Below are 17,541 nucleotides of genomic sequence, written 5' to 3' on the forward strand. Positions count from 1 at the left end.
AAACCCAGGGTTCGGGCCGATTTAACTGAATATCGTTTATTTACAGGGTGCCTCTCCGGCGATGCGGCTCTAGGCTCTGGAGCGGCGGGATTCGCCCGCAGGCAGGGGATGGCATGAGCGAGCAGTCACACGACGATGTCCAGTTCTTCCGTGCGTTCAAGCGGTTCCTCGAACGCGTCAACGAGACGCCGGCCGAGGTCCAAGTCGTGCGCACGCCCTTCGGCGGCGAGCTGAGCGATTTCCTCGGCGCCGACGCCGAGGCGCTCCCGGTTGTCGTCGAGGAGTTTGCGAGCTACCGGATCGTCGACGCGGATATCGCACTTGAGGAGATCGCCGCCCGCGGCGAAGCGAGGCTCGTCGGTGTCGCCGGTGGCTCCGCCCACGCGCACGCCGGCCTCGCGGAGCTCATCTCGAGCCCGCACATGCCGTTCAGGTCGGGGCCCGCCGAGTTCGCCGAGAAGGCGACAGGGCCCAGGTCGACACGACAGGTCGTGAGCTTCGGTGCACGACTCTTCACCTACCGTGGTGCCCGAGTTGTGGTCATGCAGCGCGCATCCCGCCCCGACATGGGCCGACCGCAGGGGCAGCTCGAGGTGCTCACCGCCGCAGACCCCTCGCTCGTCTCCGATCTCCTCGGCGAGGTTCGAGCCCTCATGATCGAGCGCAGCGTGCTGCGCGGCAAGGTGCTCGCGTTCGAGAACAGCGACTACCGGATGGACGCTGGCGCGTCCTTCCTGGAGCGCCCGAACGTCGCCGAGACCGACGTGATCCTGCCGTACGGCGTCCTCGAATCAGTGGTGGCGCACGTGATCGAGATCGGGCGGCAGCGTGAGGTCCTGCTCGCCGCGGGCCAGCACCTGAAGAGAGGCGTGCTGCTGTACGGCCCGCCTGGGACCGGGAAGACGCTCACGGTCAGGCATCTCCTGAGCCGCACGGAGGGGGTGACGGCCGTGCTGCTGACCGGGTCGAGCATCCAGCACATCGGCGCGGCCGCCGAACTGGCCCGCACCCTGCAGCCGTCGATCGTGGTGCTCGAGGACATCGACCTCGTTGCCATGGAACGCCACGCGTCCCCGCAGCCGTTGCTCTTCGAGGTGCTCGACGCGCTTGATGGCCTCGACGGCGATGCCGACGTCGCCTTCATCATGACCACCAACCGGGTGCAGGTGCTCGAGCGGGCGCTCGTCTCGCGTCCCGGTCGCGTCGACCTGGCCGTGGAGATCGCGCTGCCAGGCGGGCCGGAGCGCTACCGTCTGCTCGAGAAGTACGCCGCGGGCCTGCCGTTCAGCGACGAAGCGCTCCTGGAGGCGTCGGGTCGTGCCGAGCAGACCACCGGGTCGTTCGCCAAGGAGCTCATCCGCCGTGCGGTGCTCGCGGCGGCACGGCATGGCGTCGAGCCGGACGACGAGATCCTGCTGTTCGAGCTCGACGAGCTGATGTCGGCGCAGTCCGCGCTCACGAGGCGCCTCCTCGGCGACGGCACGGAGCCGAGCGGCGACGAAGCCACTGAGGGCGGGGTGGAGATCATCTCCACAGCGGAAGGCGACCGCACGGGGTCCGTCACCTACGGGGCTCTGGGTGCAGAGGCTGACCCCGGCTGGACGGCGTACGTTCCGGCCTCGGACGCGGTCTACCCGCCTGGTGTGCCTGGCGCCCCGCCTGAGCCAGGTGTCGGTTCCGCGGGGGAGGCGAACGGCTCTGGCCCCGTGCATCAGGCGGACCAGCGATGAAAACGCGCGCACTTCGCGCGGGTCTGATCTCCGGCCTCTGCGCAGCCGCGTTGCTCTCGACGAGCGGATGCTCAATCTTCATCCCACAATACGGACTCACGATCAGGGAAGCGGTGGTCGACGCGGAGTACACGGGCCCCGACTACGCCAGCGACCCCGTGGAGATCACGGAGTCGGCCTGCGGCGAAGAGATCGACTGTCTTGAGGCCTGGTCGACGGATCAGGCTGACTACTACCGTTTCGCGACGCGCGACGAGGCCGCCGAGTTCGCTGATGGGCTTGCAGACGGGGCGCAGTCGAACTTTATCGTCATGGACTTCGCCGGAAAGGCGGGCGTAGACCGCAGTGATCAAGAAGCGGCCTCATGCCAGCTCCGTGGCACCCACTTCGATCATGAGGGCCCCTGCATCGACTGATATTGGCGCCGCGCTCCGTGTCCCGCGACTTTCTCAGCTGACCACTGACAGCCAGCGCTCCGACGAGAAGGTGCGAGTCGAAGCGCCGCCCGGGTCGCTCGGCGGGCGTGAGCCGCGGCTCACGTCGCGCACCCTGATGCGCCAGCCGTCTGCAGTGCGGACGAAGGTGTCGATGTAGTCGCCGCTCGCCGTCGTGCCGTCCGTTCGCACGAGGAGGAACTTCGACCAGGACGTGATGGTGTCGGCGTCGACCCGATGGAGGACGGTGTCGGTGGTGTAATGCGGGTGGTACGGCTGCACGGTGTTGATGACCCGGGCGAGCGCCTCGTCACCGCGCACCGCGTTCGGGCCCGTGCCGAAGGAGAAGTCCTCCGTGAATACCTTGCGCAGGTGATCCCAGTCGCGGTTGTCGATGACCTGCCCGTAGCGGGCGAGCACGTCGAGGACCTCGGCGGCGTCGGCGGCAGGCACTTGCGCTGCCACGGCGCTCGGGCTCTGCGCTGTCATCGCGACGACTCGAAGCTCGCGAAGGACTCCGCGCCCTCGGCCGAGTACTGTCCGCTCGGGCGCTCGCGGTTTCGCTCCGTGATGCGGCGGCTCGTGATGACCCACGTGCCGTCGCGTTCCTCGAGGGTGTCGAGGTAGTCGCCGCCTGCGGCGGATGCCTCGTAGGTGACGAGCACGTAGCGACTCCAGGCGACGGCCGACCCGGCGGCCTCGCCAGCCCGGATGACCGTGTTGATGGTGTGGTGGGAGGGCAGGTGCCCGCCGAGCGAGGCCGCGAGCTGCTGCTCGAAGGCTCTCGCTCCTGATGCGCCAGTGAACTCGCCAGCAGGGCTCTCGATGCGCGCATCCGGAGCGAGGACCGAGTCGAGCAGGGTCCATTCGCCGTTGTCGACGAAGTGCCCGTAGAGCGCGAGGGTCTGCTGGATGCCCCAGCGGTCGTCGGCGGTGAGTGTGGTCACGTTCAGCCCCATTTCGTTTCCGTTCAGGAACAGTCTCACCAGCCACCGACATCCGCGTGCTCTCCGTGGTCGCGGAACTTCCGCGGGCGTCACGAGCGGAAATCTCGGGCAAAACCTGCCAGCGGGGGCTCTGTCTGTCGTTTCCGCACCGGGGCGCACCCATTTTTGCTAGTTTGTTGAACTAGTTTCATGGCGTCGACGGCGCCACCACGAGGAGGACCATGGCGCACACGCCCGCTGAGCGCTCGTCCGGGTACTGGTACCCGACCGGCGGAGAGCATGCGACCTCGGTCGACGTGCTCAACCTGCTGCGCGACTACCGCGAAGCGGAGGCGAAGATGCGAGCGCGGACGCGCTCGTCGATGCGGATGAACGAGAACGACCTCCTCGCGCTTCGCTTCCTGCTCCAGCAGCAGCGCCAGGGCAAGGTCGTCGTGCAGAAGGACCTGGGGGAGCGGCTCAAGATCTCCTCCGCATCTGTCACCGGCCTCGTCGATCGCCTCGTGAAGAGCGGTCACGTCGAGCGGCGGCCGCACCCCACCGATCGGCGGGCCTCGATCATCGCGTCGACCGCGGAGTCCGACCGTGAGGTGCGGGAGACGCTCGGCCTCATGCACCAGCGCATGATCGCGGTCGTCGACTCGCTCACGACCGAGGAGCTCGACGGGGTGGCGAAGTTCCTCTCCGGCATGGTCGGCTCGGTCGAGGCGGCCGAGCCGCAGGGCGCTCCGCAGCACTAGTGGGTGCCTCCTCGAGAGTCAACCCCCGTCTTCGGCTTTGTTTAGTTAAATAAGCTACCTATGTGCTCAAACAACGACGCAGGCTCAACCGCAGTGCCGTAGCCGCCGCTCGACGACGGGCAGAAGAGCGCTACTGGGACGTCTACCAGCGCACCATCATGCCCGGGGAGCTTCTTGCGCTCTGCTTCGTGGGTGCCACTATCTCGATCGGAATCGCGGTCTCGTTCTTCGCCTTCCTCCCCTGGTAGCGCGAGCGGCCACTTGGATGGTCGCCACAAGGCTCTCGAAGTGCCAGCCGATGGGTGCGAGGCTCTTCGGTGCGCATCCATCTCCGGATGCCATGGCGCAAAGGAGCGACATGACCGACCCGACTTCGATGACCGGCCTCGAGCAGCTGAGGGCTCACCTCGCGAACGGTGCAGAGATCGCTCCGATCGCGCAGCACTTCGGCATGACCGTCGTGAGCTTCGCCGAGGGCGAGGTGATCTTCGAGGGTGTTCCCGACCGGTCGCACTACAACCCCATCGGAACCGTGCACGGCGGATTCGCGGCGACGCTCCTCGACTCGGCGTGCGGCACGGCAGTCCACACGACGCTCCGCCCGGGGCAGGCCTACACATCCCTCGAGATCAAGGTCAGCTTCCTGCGCCCCATGACCGTGGAGACGGGCCCCGTCCGGGTGCGCGGTCGCGTCGTGAAGTCAGGGGCGAGGGCGGCGTTCGTCGAAGCCGAGCTCAGGGACTCCGCCGACGTGCTCCTCGCTACGGCGACCAGCACGTGCGCGATCTTCCCAGCGCGCTGACCCGGTCTTCTGAGTCGCGCTTCTCCACAGCTTCACTTCTCGAGCGCGCCCCGAAACGAGCACAGGATAGAATCGGCTCCCGTGACCGGAACGAATCTCCTCGGCATCCCCGAGACGCGCCTTGCGGCTGAGCCAGAGGTCGTCGACGACCTGTCCAACCTGCCCCACGACCAGGCCGCGCTTGCAGCCATCGTCGAGAAGCACCCGGCCTCATCGCTGGCGTGGGCGACCCTCGCAGACGCCGCGCACGCCGACGGCAACACGATCGGCGCGTACGCCTACGCACGCGTCGGCTACCACCGGGGGCTCGACGCCCTTCGCAAGGCCGGGTGGCGAGGCCAGGGCCCCGTGCCGTGGTCGCACGACCCCAACAAGGGAGTCCTGCGCGCGTTCTACGCGCTCCGACGAAGCGCAGCAGAGATCGGCGAGGAGGGCGAGCCCGAGCGCCTCGCCAGCCTGCTCCACGACGCCGACCCGCAGGCGATCACCGAGATCGAGCGGATGCACGCGGCGAGCTAGCGGCGCATCCGCACCAGCAGACAAGCAGGGAACAAGGCAGGGCCGCCGAGTCGGTCCGCCGACCGCGCGGCTCACGCCACGCACACGACAGGCGCGAGCTGCGCCGATCCGACAGAACAGGGGCGACACATGCCAGGCGTAGCAATCATCGGCGGCCAGTGGGGCGACGAAGGCAAGGGCAAGGCAACCGACCTCCTCGGCGACCGCATCGACTACGTCGTGAAGTTCAACGGCGGCAACAACGCCGGCCACACGGTCGTGATCGGTAACGAGAAGTACGCGCTGCACCTGCTGCCCTCCGGAATCCTCACCCCAGGCGTGACCCCCGTCATCGGCAACGGTGTCGTCATCGACCTCGACGTGCTCTTCCACGAGATCGACCACCTCGAGGCGCGCGGCGTCGACACCTCGAAGCTGCGCGTCTCCGCGAACGCGCACCTCATCACCGGGTACCACACCACGCTCGACAAGGTCACCGAGCGGTTCCTCGGGAAGCGCCAGATCGGCACCACCGGACGCGGCATCGGCCCCGCCTACGCCGACAAGATCAACCGCATCGGCATCCGCGTGCAGGACCTCTTCGACGAGAACATCCTCCGCCAGAAGGTCGAAGCAGCGCTCTTCGGCAAGAACCACCTCCTCGTGAAGGTCTACAACCGTCGCGCGATCACGGTCAACGAGATCGTCGACGCGCTCCTCCTCCACGCCGAGCGCCTGCGTCCCATGGTCGGCGACACCTCGCTCGAGCTCTACGACGCCCTCAACGCGGGCCGCAACGTCGTCTTCGAGGGCGGCCAGGCGACCATGCTCGACGTCGACCACGGCACCTACCCGTACGTGACGTCCTCGTCCTCGACCGCGGGAGGCGCATCCACGGGCGCCGGTGTCGGCCCGACCCAGATCAACCGCATCATCGGCATCGTCAAGGCCTACATCACGCGCGTCGGAGCCGGCCCCTTCCCGACCGAGCTGTTCGACGAGTGGGGTGAGCTGTTGCGCACTCGCGGCGGCGAGTTCGGCACCACCACCGGACGCCCGCGCCGCACCGGCTGGTACGACGTTCCCGTCGCCCGCTACACGGCCCGCATCAACGGGGTCACCGACTTGGTCATGACGAAGCTCGACGTGCTCAGCGGCATCGAGCGCATCCCCGTCTGCGTCGCCTACGACGTCGACGGCGTCCGCTTCGACGAGATGCCCGTCTCGCAGTCGGACATCCACCACGCGAAGCCCATCTACGAGTACTTCGACGGCTGGACCGAGGACCTCTCCGGCTGCCGCACCTTCGAGGAGCTGCCCGAGAACGCGCAGCTTTACGTGCAGGCACTCGAGCGCCTCTCCGGTGCCCGCATCTCCGCGATCGGCGTCGGCCCGAAGCGCGACGAGATCATCCAGATCCACGACCTGATCGACTGACCGCGGGCAGCGCGGGCAGCGCCGTCAGCGCCCGTGTGCGGGCAAGCGCTCAACGCCTGAGACAATCGACGACGTGAATAGCGCCCCCGCAGCCCTGACCGTCCTCCCAGACCCCCAGTTCGTGATGGTCGGCGACGGTCACCGCATCGCCACGTACACGTGGGGAGATGTGGACGCGCCGACGGTGATCGTCGTGCACGGCTTCGCGTCGAGCACGAAGGACAACTGGGTGGCGACGGGCTGGGTGCGCGACCTGCTGCGCGCCGGCTACCGCGTGCTCGGCCTCGACCAGCGCGGGCACGGGCAGAGCGACAAGCCCTACGAGGGGCGCGACTACGACATCCGCACGCTGGCCTCCGACGTCGAGGCCGTGCTCGACGCGTACCTCGTCGACACCGCGCTGTACGTCGGCTACTCGCTCGGCGCGCGCGTCGGCTGGGAGGTCGCACAGGACTTCGCCGACCGCATCCCGCGGGTCGTGCTCGGGGGAGTCCCGGATGGCGTGCCGCTCGGGCGCCTCGATATCGATCAGGTGCGCGAGCTCATCGACCACGGCACCCCGGTGCAGGACCCGGTGACGCAGAACTACCTCGCCCTCACGGAGCGCGTCGGAGGCAACGACCTGCGGGCGCTGCTCGCGATCGCCGAAGGGATGCGCGCGTCCGGCAAGGCCGACCCCGACCTCGGCCGTGTGCCGCAGCAGCCGGTGCTCTTCGCGACCGGGTCCCGCGACGGCATCATCGAGGGGTCCAAGGCACTCTCCGCGGCGACGCCCAAGGCCCGCTTCTTCGAGATCCCGGACCGCCACCATTTCAACGCTCCAGGCTCGCGTGACTTCCGTGCCGCAGCCCTCGCCTTCCTCGCCGAGGAAGTCCAAGAGGGCTAGCGGACCCCGGAGGGTGGCGACTGGGTGACGTTCGGGAGCGCCGGGCAAGATGCTTCCATGTCGTCCAGAACACTCGAACGCCGCTCCCGCGGACACGGCGGGGCCATCCCGTGGATCGTCGTCCTTCCCTTCGCCGTCTCCGGCGTCATCCACCTCGTGAAGCCCGCCGTCTTCGAACCGATCATCCCCAAACCGCTGCGGGGGCACAGCCGCGAGCTGGTGGTCGCTTCCGGCGTCGCCGAGCTGGCGTGCGCGGCGGGGCTCGTGCGCCCGTCGACACGGTCGATCGCGGGGCTCGCGAGCGCGGCCGTGCTGCTCGCGGTCTGGCCCGCCAACGCCCAGATGAGCGTCGACCTGGGCCGCCGGGCGTGGCGGAAGCGCACCGCCTCGTCGGTCGTCGCGTTTGTCGTCTCCGTTGCTCGCCTGCCGATGCAGCTCCCGCTCATGAGGGCCGCGCTGGGCTCCGGGAGCTAGCCTTTCCGAATGAGCATCGAGTCGAAGAACGATCAGGTTCGGACGACCTCCGAGCAGCGCGAGATCGAGCGGAAGTACGACATTCCCGAGGGGGCGGGGGAGCCCGAGCTCTCGAAGCTCGGCGCGGGGCTCCGAGCAGGGGAGCCGGTCACGGAGACCCTCGTCGCCGAGTATGTCGACACTCCCGAGCTAGCGATCCTCGACGCCCGCTGCGTGCTGCGTCGCCGCACGGGTGGCGACGACGAGGGGTGGCACCTGAAGCGTCCGCGCAGCGGCGACGAGCGCATCGAGGTCCACGCGCCCGTGGGCGCCCCGCGGCGGATCCCGCCGGAGCTGCGCGCCGAGTTCGCGGACATCATCGGCGAGCGCCCCGTGCTTCCGCTCGTGGAGCTCACGACGACGCGCACGACCACTGAGGTGCGTGGCGGCGGCGCGTGGTCGGCCGGCGGGGCGCGGGATGACGACGACGCGCTCGCCGCGCTCATCTGCGACGACGTCGTGCACGCCAGGGTCGTCCGCATCGGCGAGGAGCGCACGCTCGAGTGGCGGGAGTTCGAGGTCGAGCTGGCGGACGGCGCATCGATCCGGGTCTTCGACGAGATCGAGGCGGTGCTCTTCGACGCCGGCCTCACCCCGTCCATCCACCGTTCCAAGCTCGTTCGCAGCCTCGACGGGGTCCAGCCCGCGCAGGCGCCGACGGGGCAGGGGACGGCCGGCGACGCGGTCGTCTTCGCCATCGCGTCGCGGTTCGGCGAGTTCCAGGAGCAGGAGGCCGCGGCCCGCATCGATGCGCCGGACGCGGTGCACCAGGCGAGGGTCGCCCTGCGCAGGCTGCGGAGCCTCCTCAAGGTCTTCGGCGCCCTGTTCGAGGCGGATGCGGTCGCGTCGCTCGCCGGGGAGCTCAAGTGGGCTGGGGGCGTGCTGGGGGCTCCCCGTGATGCGGAGGTCCTCCGCGAGCTCGTGCTCGCCGAACTCGACTCGGCGGGACACCTCGAGGCGGGCGCGGGGGCCGTCGACGTCGCCAGAGCGCGGATCGAGGCGCTCATCGGCGACCGGCACGCAGCCACCCTCGCGTCCTTCCGGACGGAACTCGATGGGGAGCGCTGGGACGCGCTGCACGACAGCCTCGTCTCCTTCGTCACCGCGCCCCCGTTCGCAGGGCTCGCCGATCGGCGCGCCCTCGGCACCATGCGGAGCCTGACCCGCACCGCCATCGCCACGGTCGAGAAGCGGACGGAACGCGCCCGCAAGAAGCCGAAGAAGCTCGAACGCTGGCACGACGTGCGCAAGGCCGCGAAGTCGGTTCGCTACGGCTACGAGGCCATCGACGAGCTGCCGGACGCGACGGCGAAGAAGCAGCGCAAGGAGTGGAAGCGCCTCGCGCAGGCCTTCGGCGAGTTGCAGGACTCGTCGATGCTCGACGAGGAGCTCGGCGTGCTGAGCGAGCAGCTCGGTCAGTCCGCGCAGGAGGAAGAGCGCGGAGAGACGGGTGCAGAGGACCGCGACGCCGTCGCCGTGCTCGGGGAGCTCCGGACGCGCATCCGCGCCCGCCAGAACGACGCGCTGCGAGTCGCCCGCGACGCCCTCGACGACCTGGCCTGACCGGCCGGCGAGATCTGCACGGACCGGTCAGGCGGTGGTGCCAGGATCGGCGCATGCACATCGATCTCTCGGGCCGTACGGCCCTCGTCACGGGTTCCACGCAGGGTATCGGCCTTGCGATCGCCGCGGATCTCGCCGCCGCTGGCGCGCACGTCATCGTGAACGGGCGCGGAGCCGCCAGCGTGGAGTCGGCCGTCGCCGAGCTGCGCGGGCGCGTGCCAGACGCGACGATCGAGGGGGTGCCCGCCGACCTCGCGACGGCGGAGGGCGCGGCCGTCGTCCGCTCTGCGTTCCCTGACCTCGACATCCTCGTCAACAACCTCGGCATCTACGGCAGCACGCCCGCTCTCGAGATCAGCGACGAGGAGTGGCTGCGCTACTTCGAGGTGAACGTGCTGTCGGCCGCCCGTCTCATGCGCGAGTACCTCCCGGGCATGACGTCGCGCGGCTGGGGGCGGGTGATCTCCATCGCGAGCGACTCAGCCGTCGTGATTCCCGAGGAGATGATCCACTACGGCATGACCAAGACGGCGCTGCTCGCGGTCTCGCGCGGCTACGCGAAGGCGGTCAAGGGCACCGGGGTGACCGTCAACGCCGTCATCGCGGGGCCGACGCACACCGGCGGCGTCGAGGCGTTCGTGGCGGAGCTCGTGGGCGACGACCTCGCCTGGGACGACGCGCAGCGGGAGTTCATGCGACGGCACCGGCCGCAGTCGCTCATCGAGCGTCTCATCGAGCCGGAGGAGATCGCGCACCTGGTCACCTACCTGGCATCGCCGCTGGCCTCGGCGACGACCGGAGGCGCCCTGCGCGTCGACGGCGGCTACGTCGATTCGATCCTGCCGTGAGCGTCGAGCGCAGCCTCGATGTTGGCGACATGGGTGAGGTGTGGGCGTCGCTCGTCGCAGCCACGACGGGGCGCACGCCGTTCACGCTCGGCTACCTCGGCACCGTGGCGTCGGGCGGCGAGCCCCGCGTCCGTGCCGTGATCCTGAGAGCCGTGGATGAGCGGCGCGGCGTCGTGGCGTTCGCGACGGACAGTCGGACGGCGAAGGTCGGGGAGCTGGCCGAGAACCAGCGAGCGGCCCTCACGTTCTACGATCCGGAGCGCGACGTGCAGCTGCGCCTGGGCGGCCGCGCGGAGGTCGTCGCCGACACTGCCGTCCGGCGCGAGATCTGGGACGGGCTCGGGGCGGGGTCGAAGCGGCTCTACGACAAGCCTGAGGTGCCCGGGACTCGGCTGGCAGAGGGGGACTCCGATGCTCGGGGGACGGGCGATGAGGCTGCGTTCGAGCGCTTCGCGTGGGTCCGGGTCACGGTCGACGCGATCGACGCGGTCGACCTCTCCGGCGCTGAGCACATCCGCTGCCGCCACACACGAGGAGTCGACTCCTGGGCAAGCGATCGGCTGGTTCCCTAGGCGCGCTACTGCATGGGCGCGTTCAGGTTCGACGCCCAGGTTCGAATCGCTGAACGCTCGTTCTCGTCGCACACGTAGCCGTAGCCGATGGTCGTGTCGCCGTTCGTGAGCGACCACTCACCGTAGTAGGTCAAGGCGTAGCAGTCGGCCATGGCTTCGGCACTGCCCTGGAACAGGCCCTGCGCGAGCAGGTCGTTGTACTCGCCGCGATAGTCGAAGACGCTGGCGTTGTCGGCACGCTGGTAGACGTGGGCCAGCTCGTGCACGACGGTGAACTTGCTCGACCACTCGCCGAGCTCGCTCTCCGGGAGCAGGTGCACGGTGAGCGAGTCCTCCTTCGTGATGCACCCTGTCGTGCGCCAGTCCTCCCGATCGTCGGCCGTGCACGCGGTTGCCGCATCCCACTGCACGTCGATAAACCCTTTGCCTGCCGTGTCCACGATGCTCTCCGTGACCAAGCCGCTGGTGTTCACGCGCCGGGCTTGAGCCTCAGCGACGCTGACCTCGAGTCCCTCTCGGAAGGTCTTCGCCTGCGCTGCGATCGTCTGCGCGGTGTACTCGAGCAGGTTCGGATCAGCCATCTTCTCGTCCTGCCGGAACAACCACTCGAATTCAGCGACGAGCCAGGCGACGGGAGACTCTTCGAACTCGAGGGACAGCTCGTCGATCTTGGCGCGTTCGTCCGCGTAGAGCGCGCGCTGGGTGTCGATCTCGGAGTCTGCCGTGGGGGCAGCATCGGGTGTCGCCACGCTGGAGGAGCCGCCCGTCTCATCACCCCCGGAAAAGAGCAGCGCGCCGAAACCGGCGAAGACGACGACGGCCACGATGGCCACGACGGCCAGGCATCCGCACCCGGCGAGCCAGCCGCCGACTCCGCGGCTTCGGCGAGACACGTGCGGTGCTGTCGCCGGTGCGAGTGCTGGACCTGCTGCTGACGCCGCTGGTTGGTGACCGGGCGTTCGTCCGGTCGACAGCGTCGGGTTGACGCCTCGGATCCAGCGGATGAGCTCGGGGGAAGCGGCTGGGTTCGCGGCGATGAGCGCATGGAGGTCCCAGCGCTGGGCGGCGAGATCGACGAGGACCTGCAACGGTGTGCTCGGATCGCAGGCGATTGCGTGCGCTGCCCTTGGCTGCCGGTCGTTCATGCACTCCCCTTGCTGTTCTGGCTCACCGCTCGGGAGAGATGCGGTGCTGTCTGCTCCAGGAAAGGACTCTCCCGCGGCGATTCTGGCACCGGTCCAGCGTAGTCCGCGGTGCGCTGCTGGCCGCTGCACCGCGTCCGTCTGTCCGAGAGTCGACGATCTGTGTCGCTCGATGGCGTCGCCGGGGCACGCCGGTGGGAGCGGCTAGGCGAGGGCGGCGTCGATGGCGTCGGCCGAGAGCACGTGGTCGATGGCGAGGGCGCTGGCGCCGAGGATCGCGGCGTCGCCTCGGGCTCGCGACGCCACGACCCGAAGGTGCTGCGTCGCGAGCGGCAGTGAGCGCGAGTAGACGACTTCGCGGATGCCGGCCATGAGCTGCTCGCCCGCCTCCGCGATGCTCCCGCCGATGACGATCATCGACGGGTTGAGCATGCTGACACAGGCGGCGAGCACGGTGCCGACATCGCGGCCGGCCTGACGGAGGGCCCGGGCTGCGCTCAGGTCTCCCGAGCGCACGAGCGCCACGATCTGCCCGCTGCCCGACACCTCGATGCCCTCCTCGCGGAGCCTTCGGGCTATTGCGTCGCTCCCGGCGACGGCTTCGAGGCAGCCGAGGTTGCCGCACCTGCAGGGGATGCTCTCGGCGCCGGGCACGGCGATGTGCCCGATGTCGCCAGCGGCACCTCTGGCGCCGCGTCGCAGCGAGCCGTCCGCGATGATGCCGGAGCCGATTCCGGTCGCGACCTTGACGAAGAGCAGGTCGGAGACCTCGGGCCACTCGCTCCGGTGCTCGCCGAGGGCCATGATGTTGACGTCGTTGTCGACCAGCACAGGAGCGTCGAAGTGGGCGCCGAGCCTGCCGGCGACGTCGGCGTCGTCCCAGCCGGGCATGATGGGCGGGTTGATGGGTCGGCCGGAGCTGAACTCGACGGGCCCGGGGAGGCCGACGCCGACGCTCACGAGCTCGCGGCGCCCGCGGTTCGACGCGGCGAGCATCTCGTCGCCCTTCGTGCACACCCAGGCCAGCACCGCGTCCGGCCCGAGGTCGATGGGCAGCTTGTCCTCCGAGTCGGCGATGATGTTCGAGGCGAGGTCGGTGAGGGCCATTCTCGCGTGGGTCGCACCGAGGTCGACGGCGAGGACAACTCTGCTCTCGGGGGAGAAGGCGAAGACGGCGGGGGGCCTGCCGCCCGTCGAGTGGGCCTCGCCGACGGTCACGATGAGGCCCGCCGTCATGAGCATGTCGATGCGGGTCGCGACCGTGGAGCGGGCCTGGCCGGTGACGGATGCGAGTTCAGCGCGCGTGCGGGGGGCGCCGTCGCGGAGCATCTGGAAGAGCTCTCCGGGGCCAGGCTGGCGCGACGCCGGCTTCGGCAGCTGCTCGATGACCATGCGCGTCTTCTCTCTCGGGTCGGGGGTCGGCGGGAGCCGACTTCGCCACGTTACCGCTCTGCCCGTCTTCGGTGACTGCGACGCTTCTGTGTGGCGGCGTATCTCAATTGTGCAACAGGCAAGACACTTTTGCTTGACCGTCGACAAAAGTGACGGTAGCTTTCGACACATGGTCAACGAAGACCCCACATCGGGTCCCTCCCCCCTCCTGCAGATGCGTGGCATCGTCAAGCAGTTCCCAGGTGCTCGGGCGCTCGACGGCGTCGACCTCGACGTCCTCCCCGGCGAAGTCCACTGCCTCCTCGGCCAGAACGGCGCAGGCAAGTCGACGCTCATCAAGGTGCTCGCAGGCGCACACCAGCCCACCGAGGGCCAGCTGCTCCTGGACGGCGAGCCCATCACCATCCCCAACCCAGTCGCTGCACTCGGGCTCGGCATCGCCACGATGTACCAGGAGCTCGACGTCGTCGACGGCCTGACCGTCGCGGAGAACGTGTACCTCGGGCACGAACTCGACACCGCGGGCGTCTCCAGGCGTGCCGAGGCGAAGCAGCGGACGAAGGAGATCCTGGCGCGGCTCGGGCACTCCGAGATCTCACCCACGACCGAGGTCGGCGAGCTCTCCGCCGCTGGCAAGCAGATCGTCTCCATGGCTCGGGCGCTTTCGCACGAGGCCCGCATCATCGTCATGGACGAGCCCTCCGCGGTGCTCGACTCCGAGGAGGTCGCGAACCTCTTCCGCGTGGTCGAGGAGCTCACGAAGGCGGGCGTCGCGATCATCTACATCTCGCACCGGCTCGAGGAGATCCGCACGATCGGCGATCGCATCACGGTGCTCAAGGACGGCCGCACGGTCGCCCAGAACCTGCCGGTCAGCGAGACTCCGACCTCGGAGCTCATCACCCTCATGACCGGCCGCAAGGTCGAGTACCTGTTCCCCGATTCCCCTGAGCTCCCATCGGATGCGCCCGTGCTGCTCGACGTGCAGGACCTCGCGCTCGCTGACACGTTCTCGGACGTCTCGTTCACCGTCTCCGCTGGCGAGATCGTCGGATTCGCGGGGCTCGTCGGTGCCGGCCGGAGCGAGATCATGGAGACCATCTACGGCGCACGCAAGGCGACGGGCGGCACGGTCACGGTCGAGGGCAAGACGCTCGCGCGCGGTTCGGTCACGGCTGCCGTGAACGCGGGCATCGGCCTCGCGCCGGAAGAGCGCAAGAGCCAGGGGCTCCTGCTCGACGAGCCCGTCTACCGGAACATCACGCTCTCCACGTTCCAGCGCTTCGCCTCGTTCTCGTGGCTGAAGGAAGGCGACGAGCGCCGCGCTGCGAAGGAGCAGGCGGAGTACCTCGACCTGCGGCCGGCTGGCGTCGATCGCGACATCCGCACGCTCTCGGGTGGCAACCAGCAGAAGGCGATGCTCGCCCGCTGGCTCGTGCACGGCTGCCGCGTGCTGCTGCTCGACGAGCCGACCCGAGGCGTCGATGTCGGCGCGCGGGCGGAGATCTACGCCCTCATACGCAAGCTCGCCGACGAAGGCGCGGCGGTTGTCGTCGTCTCCAGCGAGATCCCGGAGGTCCTCGGCCTCGCCGACCGGGTGCTCGTCGTCTCCGAAGGGCGAGTCGTCCACCAAGGCCCAGCATCCGCTCTCGATGAGCACGCCGTACTCGACATGGTTATGGAAAGCAGCGCAGCATGAGCACTCAGACTCCCCAGTCCTCCGCCCCGAGCGGCGGCTCGCCATCCCAGGACGGCACGATCATCGCCCCCGCCGCCGACGAGAGCTCCCGCGTGGAGCACGAGGTCGCCAGCGACAACGCCAAGCGCGGCGGCTTCTTCCGTGGCAGCTCTGCCCGCAACTTCGGCCTCATCCTGGCGCTCGTCGTGCTCTGCATCGCGGGCACGGTCTCGGCGGGTGAGCGCTTCGCGAGCGTCGACAACCTCATGGTGGTGCTGAGCCAGGCGTCCATCATCGGCGTCCTCTCGATCGGCATGACGTTCGTCATCACGGCGGGCGGCATCGACCTGTCCGTCGGCTCCGTGCTCGGGCTCGCCTCGGTCTGGGCGACGACGCTCTCCACGCAGGCCTACGCGGAAGCGTGGGGATGGTGGGTCATCGTGCTCACCTCGCTGCTCGTCGGGCTCGGCGCCGGTGTCGTCAACGGTGTCCTCATCGCCTACGGCAAGGTGGTGGCGTTCATCGCGACGCTCGCCATGATGGTCGCCGCCCGTGGGTTCGCGGAGCTCATCGCCGGTCGTCGCACGCAGATCGTCAACGTCGACTCGTTCCTCGAGACCTTCCGCGGCGACCTCCTCGGCATCCCGGTCATCGTGTGGATCTTCGTGCTCGTCGCGATCGGCGGCTGGTTCCTCCTGAACCGCACCACCTTCGGGCGCCGTACGGTCGCCGTCGGCGGCAACCCGGAGGCCGCGCGCCTCGCCGGCATCAAGGTGAAGCGCCACACGATGTACCTCTACGCGCTGGTCGGTCTGACCGCCGGCATCGCGTCCATCATGATGCTCGCCCGCACGACGGCGGGCTCGTCCACCAACGGCATGCTCTACGAGCTGGATGCGATCGCGGCGGTCGTCGTCGGCGGCACCCTGCTCGTCGGCGGTCGCGGCACGATCGTCGGCACCGTCCTCGGCGTCCTCATCTTCGCCACCCTCACGAACATCTTCATCCAGGCGAACCTCGACAGCTCCGTGCAGGCCATTGCGAAGGGCGCGATCATCGTGATCGCCGTCCTCCTCCAGCAGCGCTTCTCGTCGCGGGCCAAGACGTCCTAGCCGCGGGACGGGGCGCGAGGCAGGCCCTCCAGCCCGATCCTCTCCAGACCCATCCTCTCCAGACCCACCGAACCCCACCAGACCCAAACCCCATCACCATGGCAGCATCAAAGGAGATCCCCATGTCCACGAGTTCCTTCAGGAAGACAGCTTCCCGAAAGCGCCGGATCCTCGCAGCAGGCGCAACGGCCGCTTCGGCGCTGCTGCTGCTCACCGGCTGCCTCTCGAACACCCCGCCGGCGGCGGAGGGCGAGGCGCCAGCAGGCGGCAACGCCACGGCGTCCGACAACGACGCGGCCGGCGAGCCGCTGGTCATCGGCTTCTCGGCCCCGGCGGCCGACCACGGCTGGATGGGCGCAATCACGTCTGCCGCCGAGGCTGAGGCCGCGAAGTACGAGGACGTCGAGCTTCGGGTCGCAGAGGGCACGAATGACGTGAACCTCCAGATCAGCCAGATCGAGGGCTTCATCAACGACGGTGTCGACGCCATCGTGCTGCTGCCCTTCGACGGCGCCGCCCTCACCGAGGTCGCGACCAAGGCGATGGAGGCGGGCATCCCGGTCATCAACGTCGACCGCGAGTTCACGAGCCCCTTCGCAGCCCGCACGACGGTGCTCGGCGACAACTACGGCATGGGCGTCAGCGCCGGCACGTACATGTGCGAGCAGCTCGCGGACAAGCCAGACGCCGTGGTCGCCGAGATCGCCGGCATCGACTCCCTGCCGCTCACCCAGGAGCGCAGCCAGGGCTTCGCGGATGCGCTCGGCGACTGCGGTCTCGAGGTCTCGAACCGTGTCGCTGCCGACTTCACGGTGCAGGGCGGTGAGCAGGCGGCCACGAACCTCCTGCAGGCCGCTCCGCAGATCGACGCGATGTGGAACCACGACGACGACCAGGGTGTCGGTGTCCTCTCTGCCATCGAGAACGCCAACCGCGACGAGTTCTTCCTCGTCGGCGGCGCGGGCTCGGCGAACGTGATGCGCGAGATCCAGGAGGGTGACAGCGTCGTCAAGGCGACCGTCGTCTACCCGTCGACGCAGGCGGCCGACGGCATCAAGCTGGCCCGCCTCATCGCGCACGACCGCTCGCTCGGCGACCTCACGTCGCAGAGCGTCCCGCGTCTTGTGCAGCTCTACGCTCCCGTCGTGACGAGCGAGAACGTCGGCGACTACATCGACGCGGCGTTCGAGTCGTAACCAGCTGCTCACACTGTCCGCGCGGGGCGGGGCTCTCCTCCTCTCTGACTC

19 protein-coding genes are annotated in these 17,541 nt (G+C 69.0%); 15 read left to right on the forward strand and 4 right to left on the reverse strand.

Annotation, left to right across the window (positions count from 1 at the left end):
* The first annotated feature begins 113 nt into the window (after positions 1–113).
* Positions 114–1,730, forward strand: coding sequence for an ATP-binding protein (locus tag C5B99_RS01790; protein WP_104240068.1), 1,617 nt, complete (start codon positions 114–116; stop codon positions 1,728–1,730).
* Positions 1,727–2,146, forward strand: coding sequence for a hypothetical protein (locus C5B99_RS01795; RefSeq protein ID WP_104240069.1), 420 nt, complete (start codon positions 1,727–1,729; stop codon positions 2,144–2,146). The genes C5B99_RS01790 and C5B99_RS01795 overlap by 4 nt, the downstream gene beginning before the upstream one ends.
* A gap of 33 nt (positions 2,147–2,179) precedes the next feature.
* Here C5B99_RS01795 and C5B99_RS01800 read toward each other — a convergent pair whose 3' ends face one another.
* Both C5B99_RS01800 and C5B99_RS01805 read right to left on the reverse strand, forming a co-directional pair.
* A complete protein-coding gene (locus tag C5B99_RS01800) occupies positions 2,180–2,653 on the reverse strand; it encodes a nuclear transport factor 2 family protein (protein ID WP_104240070.1) in 474 nt (157 codons plus the stop codon).
* On the reverse strand, positions 2,650–3,111 hold the full coding sequence (locus C5B99_RS01805) for a nuclear transport factor 2 family protein (protein ID WP_181059569.1): 462 nt from the start codon (positions 3,109–3,111) through the stop codon (positions 2,650–2,652). Before C5B99_RS01805 ends, C5B99_RS01800 begins: the two co-directional genes overlap by 4 nt.
* Positions 3,112–3,332: 221 nt before the next feature.
* On the opposite strand from C5B99_RS01805, the gene C5B99_RS01810 reads away from it, so the two are divergent.
* From C5B99_RS01810 to C5B99_RS01850, 10 genes are all read left to right on the forward strand, one after another.
* Positions 3,333–3,851, forward strand: coding sequence for a MarR family winged helix-turn-helix transcriptional regulator (locus C5B99_RS01810; protein WP_104240072.1), 519 nt, complete (start codon positions 3,333–3,335; stop codon positions 3,849–3,851).
* 62 nt (positions 3,852–3,913) lie between these two features.
* Complete coding sequence (locus C5B99_RS18940; RefSeq protein ID WP_146080459.1) at positions 3,914–4,099, forward strand: hypothetical protein; 186 nt, start codon at positions 3,914–3,916, stop codon at positions 4,097–4,099.
* A 110-nt stretch (positions 4,100–4,209) separates the two neighbouring features.
* A complete protein-coding gene (locus tag C5B99_RS01815; RefSeq protein WP_104240073.1) occupies positions 4,210–4,653 on the forward strand; it encodes a PaaI family thioesterase in 444 nt (147 codons plus the stop codon).
* 81 nt (positions 4,654–4,734) lie between these two features.
* On the forward strand, positions 4,735–5,172 hold the full coding sequence (locus C5B99_RS01820) for a DUF3151 domain-containing protein (protein WP_104240074.1): 438 nt from the start codon (positions 4,735–4,737) through the stop codon (positions 5,170–5,172).
* 129 nt (positions 5,173–5,301) lie between these two features.
* On the forward strand, positions 5,302–6,588 hold the full coding sequence (locus tag C5B99_RS01825; protein ID WP_104240075.1) for an adenylosuccinate synthase: 1,287 nt from the start codon (positions 5,302–5,304) through the stop codon (positions 6,586–6,588).
* A 124-nt stretch (positions 6,589–6,712) separates the two neighbouring features.
* Positions 6,713–7,474: an alpha/beta fold hydrolase gene (locus tag C5B99_RS01830; RefSeq protein ID WP_104240232.1), complete on the forward strand. Its 762-nt coding sequence runs from the start codon at positions 6,713–6,715 to the stop codon at positions 7,472–7,474.
* 57 nt (positions 7,475–7,531) lie between these two features.
* Positions 7,532–7,948, forward strand: a complete 417-nt coding sequence (locus C5B99_RS01835) for a DoxX family protein (protein ID WP_104240076.1) — start codon at positions 7,532–7,534, stop codon at positions 7,946–7,948.
* 9 nt (positions 7,949–7,957) lie between these two features.
* Entirely contained in the window at positions 7,958–9,550 is a 1,593-nt protein-coding gene (locus C5B99_RS01840; protein ID WP_104240077.1) for a CYTH and CHAD domain-containing protein, read from the forward strand.
* A 53-nt stretch (positions 9,551–9,603) separates the two neighbouring features.
* The gene (locus C5B99_RS01845; RefSeq protein ID WP_104240078.1) at positions 9,604–10,398 is read left to right on the forward strand and encodes an SDR family NAD(P)-dependent oxidoreductase; all 795 of its coding nucleotides are present in this window, start codon (positions 9,604–9,606) and stop codon (positions 10,396–10,398) included.
* Positions 10,395–10,970 (forward strand): pyridoxamine 5'-phosphate oxidase family protein, encoded by a 576-nt coding sequence (locus tag C5B99_RS01850; RefSeq protein WP_104240079.1) that lies wholly within the window; start codon positions 10,395–10,397, stop codon positions 10,968–10,970. Before C5B99_RS01845 ends, C5B99_RS01850 begins: the two co-directional genes overlap by 4 nt.
* A gap of 5 nt (positions 10,971–10,975) precedes the next feature.
* Here C5B99_RS01850 and C5B99_RS01855 read toward each other — a convergent pair whose 3' ends face one another.
* On the reverse strand, positions 10,976–12,115 hold the full coding sequence (locus C5B99_RS01855; protein ID WP_146081116.1) for a hypothetical protein: 1,140 nt from the start codon (positions 12,113–12,115) through the stop codon (positions 10,976–10,978).
* A gap of 201 nt (positions 12,116–12,316) precedes the next feature.
* A complete protein-coding gene (locus tag C5B99_RS01860; protein ID WP_104240081.1) occupies positions 12,317–13,504 on the reverse strand; it encodes an ROK family protein in 1,188 nt (395 codons plus the stop codon).
* A 169-nt stretch (positions 13,505–13,673) separates the two neighbouring features.
* Between C5B99_RS01860 and C5B99_RS01865 the strand changes: the two genes are divergently transcribed.
* The 3 genes from C5B99_RS01865 to C5B99_RS01875 all read left to right on the forward strand — a co-directional run bounded on the left by C5B99_RS01865 (position 13,674) and on the right by C5B99_RS01875 (position 17,490).
* Positions 13,674–15,203 (forward strand): sugar ABC transporter ATP-binding protein, encoded by a 1,530-nt coding sequence (locus C5B99_RS01865; RefSeq protein WP_104240082.1) that lies wholly within the window; start codon positions 13,674–13,676, stop codon positions 15,201–15,203.
* The gene (locus C5B99_RS01870) at positions 15,200–16,294 is read left to right on the forward strand and encodes an ABC transporter permease (RefSeq protein WP_104240083.1); all 1,095 of its coding nucleotides are present in this window, start codon (positions 15,200–15,202) and stop codon (positions 16,292–16,294) included. The genes C5B99_RS01865 and C5B99_RS01870 overlap by 4 nt, the downstream gene beginning before the upstream one ends.
* Positions 16,295–16,416: 122 nt before the next feature.
* Positions 16,417–17,490, forward strand: a complete 1,074-nt coding sequence (locus C5B99_RS01875) for a substrate-binding domain-containing protein (protein ID WP_104240084.1) — start codon at positions 16,417–16,419, stop codon at positions 17,488–17,490.
* Positions 17,491–17,541 lie beyond the last annotated feature (51 nt).

The sequence above is a fragment of the Pseudoclavibacter sp. Z016 genome, assembly GCF_002931215.1.
Lineage (GTDB): Bacteria > Actinomycetota > Actinomycetes > Actinomycetales > Microbacteriaceae > Pseudoclavibacter.